This is a genomic window from Endozoicomonas sp. (genome assembly GCF_051008435.1).
Taxonomy (GTDB): Bacteria; Pseudomonadota; Gammaproteobacteria; order Pseudomonadales; family Endozoicomonadaceae; genus Endozoicomonas_A.
This window is the reverse complement of the sequence record NZ_JBPCXO010000126.1, coordinates 1-5,371: the sequence shown is the minus strand read 5'-3', so window position 1 is coordinate 5,371 and position 5,371 is coordinate 1. Positions and strand designations below refer to the sequence as shown.

Sequence of the window (5,371 nt, the reverse complement as noted above, 5' to 3'; positions counted from 1 at the left end):
CTGTTGCACCTCCTGTTGCACCTCCTGTTGCACCTCCTGTTGCACCTCCTGTTGCACCTCCTGTTGCACCTCCTGTTGCACCTCCTGTTGCACCTCCTGTTGCACCTCCTGTTGCACCTCCTGTGGTAGCAATGCCATTTGAGCCAGCTCCCATGCAGTCTCTGAGAATGGATCAGGCCTTAATGAGCATGGGAATGGATGATGATCCACGAGTTCAACAACAATTCATGCAGATGAAAGGTCAGTGGGATCGTGTTCAGCCATCCCGACAGCAGCCTGATCGAGTAGTTAACGAGAAGTTTAATAAGCATGGAGTCAAAGCCGGATCTTTTGAAGATGCTGAGCGCGATCTGGTAGGACAGCACCATCAATTGCTTACAGATATGCAAAGGGAGATGGAGCAGGATATTTTTGTTCAGATCAAGACAGACATGGAGCGGGCTCATAACTGTGCCAAGATTAAGCTTGAATACCAGTTTGGACGGATTTCTAAAGATGAAGCCAGACGACAGATAACTGAGAGAAGCTTTGCTGGTGAGAGAGAAGATCACCTTGCAGAGCTGGATAGACTTACAGTTCACAAGCAGACGCTGATTTCAGCAGATGAAGAAGTTGAATTTGAACTTCTTAATAATGTCGTCACAGAAATGTATAAAAGACAGGCTGCGGGTAATTCAAACTGTCAGGGCTTTGCCAACTCTCTTGAACATTTTGCCAGAGGCAGGGGTTATAACCAGGTTCAGGCTGTTTCAGTCGCTGTAGAGCTTCCATTTGATACCAGTCAAACGACGCCAATTGTGGGTTGGGTCCAGATTGATGGTATTGAGGAAAAGCAGTATCACCATGAATATCAGAATCGTGTGGGAGAGTTTTTCGACGCTATCAAAAGAGGGCAGCAAAGACAGCCTGGTGCGCCCAGGAGGCCTTTAGGTCAAGCTTTTGATAGTGACCGATATGTTGTATTGAAGTCAGGTACCGGTGGTGGCGCGGGGCATTATACTTTTGTTCAAAGGCTTAAGTCATCCGGGCGCTTTATTGTACTGGATGCTCAAAATAGGCAGATGTTCCCTGTCCTTAATCCTGATGGAACACCTACTGATGAAGCCAAGGCTTTCTTCAATAATGTGTCGGTTCAGGCTTACTCTCCAGAATTTGTGCCTGATGAACAATATGATATGGAGATCAAGGGTGCCAATCTATGTCTGGCCAGTGATCGAAACTATGGCCATCTGGTTGGGGTATTCGATCATCTGGATCAGGTGCCTAAACAGTGCCAGAGAAGTATTGAAGATGCCGCTGACTGGCTATCCAGAAGTGTGCCCAGGGCACCTGTCAGAGCTGAAATCATCAAAGGTTTGGAAAGAGCTCCGGGACGTGATCTATGGCCTTCACTGTGGGACGGCACTTATCAGTTGAAAAGGCCCAGTGAAGTGGAGCCTCTTAAAAGACGCTTTGATGCCTTCGACCCAAAGAAAGGGCAGGAATGGTGTCGATTCCTGATAAAGAATATGGGCCTTCTTACGCCTCAACAGAGAAGTACCCGCCGAATGGCATTTGAGACGTTCCAGCGACTCAGAGGAAGCGATACTCAGATTGATCTGGCTGTGAAAGAGGTTCTGGAAACCAACTTTAATGCTGCGTTTCCAACAGAACGGGAATGGAATCAGTATTGTGGCCCTGAAGTAGATATGCGAGTGCAGGGTAATATCGACAGAGCTGAGCAACGAGTTATCAATGCCCAGCCAATTCGTAACTCGGCCGCGATGAAGCAACTTATGGATCATTTGTGGCAGCTATCTCCACGTGCATCAGAAAGTCGGAGACAGGCTGCTGAAGAATTGGTTCAGATCCGTCCTGACCTCCAATTGAATCCAGTAGAAGTGGAAGCGGATTTATCAAGATGTTTCTCTGAAGAGGGTTGGGATTTCCTCTGGGGTGGATTGAACTTGAAGCCTAGCCAGTTGATCTCTCTGCAAATGAGAATGGACTGGGCACAAGTCTCCAGACCCGGGGAAATGAAAGCACTGATGGATGAGCTGTTGAAGATTTCTGATCGTGCTGTCAATGATATAAGGCTTGCCTCGCAAGAGCTGGCTCAAATTCGACCTGATTTAAGGCTTTCTCCGGCTGAAATCGAACAAAGCTTGAAAAAAGCCTTCCCGGGTGATGACTGGAAAATGCAAAACCGGGCTCTCAGGGGCAGGGCAAGAGAAGTTAAGGACGACATCAAGCTGAATCTAATGGGGCGTGGACGTCAGGTGATGACCTGGGGTCAGAATGTACAGGTACCACCTGTTCAGGCAGCTACAGTTCCACCTGTTGAAGTCAAAGCGCCGGAAAGCGTGCAGGCTGTGCCAGAACCCGTAGTAGTGCGTGAATCAAGAAGACTTGAGAGATCACAAAACATCAGGGAGGTGTTGGCTCATATCAAGCCTGGAGAACCTGTTGTCGTCTGTTTTGATTTGGATGACACGCTCATAGCCAAAGATGTAGTGGCTGGAGGTCGTCAAGAGAGGTGTGTGGTCAATCCTGACACGGCCAAAATTTTTCAGGATATTCGAACCAAGGCGGGTCCTGGGAATGCAAAAATTATTCTGCTTACCGCCAATGAAGAAGACTCTCTAAGAGAAAAGCTTGAGAAAACAAAACTCGACAGAAACCTGTTTGATGATGCAATTACTGTCAAAGTTCAAACGGGTCCATGGGAAACCAAAGGTCAGGGTTTGGAGCACTACCTCGTCAAATCCCAGCATCCAGCTCAACACATAGTGATGGTGGATGACGTACAAGGTATGTTGGAGTCTGTTGAAAAGGCAGCTGACCAACGAGGTATACCCTATACAACATTCCACTTCTACGGTGCTAAGCCGATGATTTACAGGGTGGATTTTGCCGTAACTAAAAGCACGTTTATGTCTGAAACGGGAGAAGGTCCTGATATCAGTTTTGAACGATTTGTTGAGTTGCAGAAGTTGTCCGATGATAACGGTTGGAGTTCTGATGAGTTGAGGGCGATCTACATAAACGAGTCGCGTTTAATGAGGAATACGTTTGATGGGCTGAGAGCGTACAGCCCTGATTATGAGTGGCGAAACTATAAATTACCTGGAAACTATCAGCCTCCTGGGCACTTGGGGATACCAGTAATTGGTTTCCAATAAAAGCCTATAGCCACAGCTATAGGCTCTGATAATCAGATTATCTGGGATAAGGTTTGGATCAAAGATTCAGTCTGAGCCTTATTCCCCAGATTAATTCTTAATCCTACTCTGCCACTCTCATCAGCTTTAGGGCGAACCAGAATACTGTGAGCTCGAAGGTGCTTTTCAATTTCATCCGGATTGTCCGGGAACGTCCAGATAAAATTAGCGACACTGGGCCAGTAATCAATCCCTTTCTCGTTTAGAAAATCTTCAAAAATGGGTTTAGAAACTTCCATAACTTCTTTGACGTACTGTTCGGTATAACCAGGGTTGGAAAGAGCTGCATCTATTGCAACTACAGCCAGCTGGTTAACGTCGTATGGACCACGAACGTTTAATAGTGCGCGTATATTTTCTACATTACTGATGACATAACCCAAACGGACAGAGGGTAATCCCCAGGTTTTTGAAAAAGTTCGGGTGATCAGAAGGTTCGGATATTGATCAACCACATCGGCAACGGTTTCTCTTGTGTATTCGAAATAACATTCATCCACAAGAATAGCGGCATTGGGTGCTGCGGCTGCAATGTCGAGAATGTCTTCCTTAATAACAACCGTTCCGCTGGGGTTGTTAGGGTTGGAAATGACTATCAGACGCGTTTTATCAGAAATAGCATCCAGCACCGTCTGTTTGGGAAAACCTTTGTCTTTTGAATAAGAAGGTTCAATGATCTTGAGGTTTTCGACTTTGGCTACCTGGTGATACATGGCAAAGGAAGGGCCAGGAATAATAGCCTCGTCTCCTTCTCTGCAGGCTGACCGGATGATCAGGTCAATGCCTTGATCGGAGCCGTTGGTAATCATGACCTGTTCTGATTCTACATCGCAGTATTGGGCAAGCTTTTCGGTAATGTTTCCATAGGATGGATAACACTGAAGACGATCATCCTGAATGAAATCAATCATGGCCTGCTTGACCATTGGGCAGACCGGCAGGGTACGCTCATTAAAGTCCAGTAGCAGATGCTCATGAGGATCCCGCCCTTCAAGAGGTGGCTTGTAGGCACCCATTTGGGTTATGTGGAATTTAAAAATACTCATGACAAACGACCCTGCATACTTTTGTGGTGATGATTAGCAGGGCCAGTATATGCAGAGCTTTACGGTCAAGCCAAGGGAAATCCGGTGTGAATGAGCAGACAGGGTGAATCTTGTGCCTGCTCACAGTCGTTATGTCAGGTAGGATCAGCCCAAAAGGTCAACCAGAAGTGAGTTGGAGTACACCAGGCTGTTATCAGAGCCCGTATTGGCTACTAAGTGAAACAGTCCTCGTTGATCAGCCGGTCGCAGATAAACCCTGAATTGGCAATCTTTCAATGGACCACATTCATCCGATGTATTCAGTTCCATAGTGCTCATATCTACAGGAATAAAGAGTTCTCCGCTCTGCTTTTCCTGCAATTCTTCCTCAGCCTGCTCCAATAACAGCCGGTAATCTTCATTAACCCGGAAGTGGATATGCTCAATCGGTAGTGGGGTGGATTCAGGGGCGGATTTCAACCAGCCTTCTACGGTCAGTGTGTTCATAGCGGGGTAACTCCATGTACTGCATGAACTAAGTATAGATAGCTGTTTTTTAAACGGAAGAAGAGAGTGTTCTTCTCCCGTTTCTTCCTAGAGTTCCTCGTCTCTGGGAGAGGCTACTGTGCTTTTGAAGTAGCTGAAGATAAACAATTGATTTCGGGTGATCCAGGCATTGTAGGGAGCACTTTTGAAAACGGGGTAAATACCTGAAAGACCTGTGATATACCATGTACCGCTGGCATTCAGGCCAACGGGGCTCAAAGCTATGAGAGGCACTTCTTCATCGTCTTTTATGCCACTTCTTCTGGCATCTGTTGCAGCTCTGGCATCCAGATTCTGTAGTTCTTCAACAGTCATGCTGCCAAGGCAGGCGGCTTGGCTGCCTGTCCCAAAAGACACAAACCGGCCAGGCTCACAATGTTTTACCATTGCTGCAAAAAGGCTGTCTGGATCACTCTCGCCAGTGCGTGTGCTGTCATAAACGCGCTGGGTTTCCAATCCTGCATCTAACTGATCTCTAGGAGCCTGTCGGACTTACCACTGACCTACTGCGAAAAAGCCGGATTTGGCCATTTTTTATGATTCTTTTCGTTGAATAGCTCGCTATTCGCCTCAAATAATCATAAAAACTGTCTCAAACCG

At 46.8% G+C, this 5,371-nt stretch carries 4 protein-coding genes; 1 reads left to right on the top strand and 3 read right to left on the bottom strand.

The features are described from left to right. Positions 1–3,161: DUF2608 domain-containing protein (locus ACR2PX_RS05905; protein WP_433998439.1), on the top strand; the 3,161-nt coding region annotated here is incomplete at its 5' end. Positions 3,162–3,193: 32 nt separating this feature from the next. Here ACR2PX_RS05905 and ACR2PX_RS05900 read toward each other — a convergent pair. The 3 genes from ACR2PX_RS05900 to ACR2PX_RS05890 form a co-directional block, all read right to left on the bottom strand. Continuing rightward, positions 3,194–4,246, bottom strand: a complete 1,053-nt coding sequence (locus ACR2PX_RS05900; protein ID WP_433998438.1) for a pyridoxal phosphate-dependent aminotransferase — start codon at positions 4,244–4,246, stop codon at positions 3,194–3,196. Positions 4,247–4,390: 144 nt separating this feature from the next. After that, positions 4,391–4,732 (bottom strand): hypothetical protein, encoded by a 342-nt coding sequence (locus ACR2PX_RS05895; protein WP_433998437.1) that lies wholly within the window; start codon positions 4,730–4,732, stop codon positions 4,391–4,393. A gap of 87 nt (positions 4,733–4,819) precedes the next feature. After that, positions 4,820–5,227, bottom strand: a complete 408-nt coding sequence (locus ACR2PX_RS05890) for a hypothetical protein (protein ID WP_433998436.1) — start codon at positions 5,225–5,227, stop codon at positions 4,820–4,822. Between the last annotated feature and the right edge of the window lie 144 nt (positions 5,228–5,371).

Excerpts from the sequence above, each read along its gene's own strand:
- ACR2PX_RS05895 (WP_433998437.1), bottom strand. The coding sequence starts at position 4,732 with ATGAACACACTGACCGTAGAAGGCTGGTTGAAATCCGCCCCTGAATCC.
- ACR2PX_RS05900 (WP_433998438.1), bottom strand. The coding sequence starts at position 4,246 with ATGAGTATTTTTAAATTCCACATAACCCAAATGGGTGCCTACAAGCCA.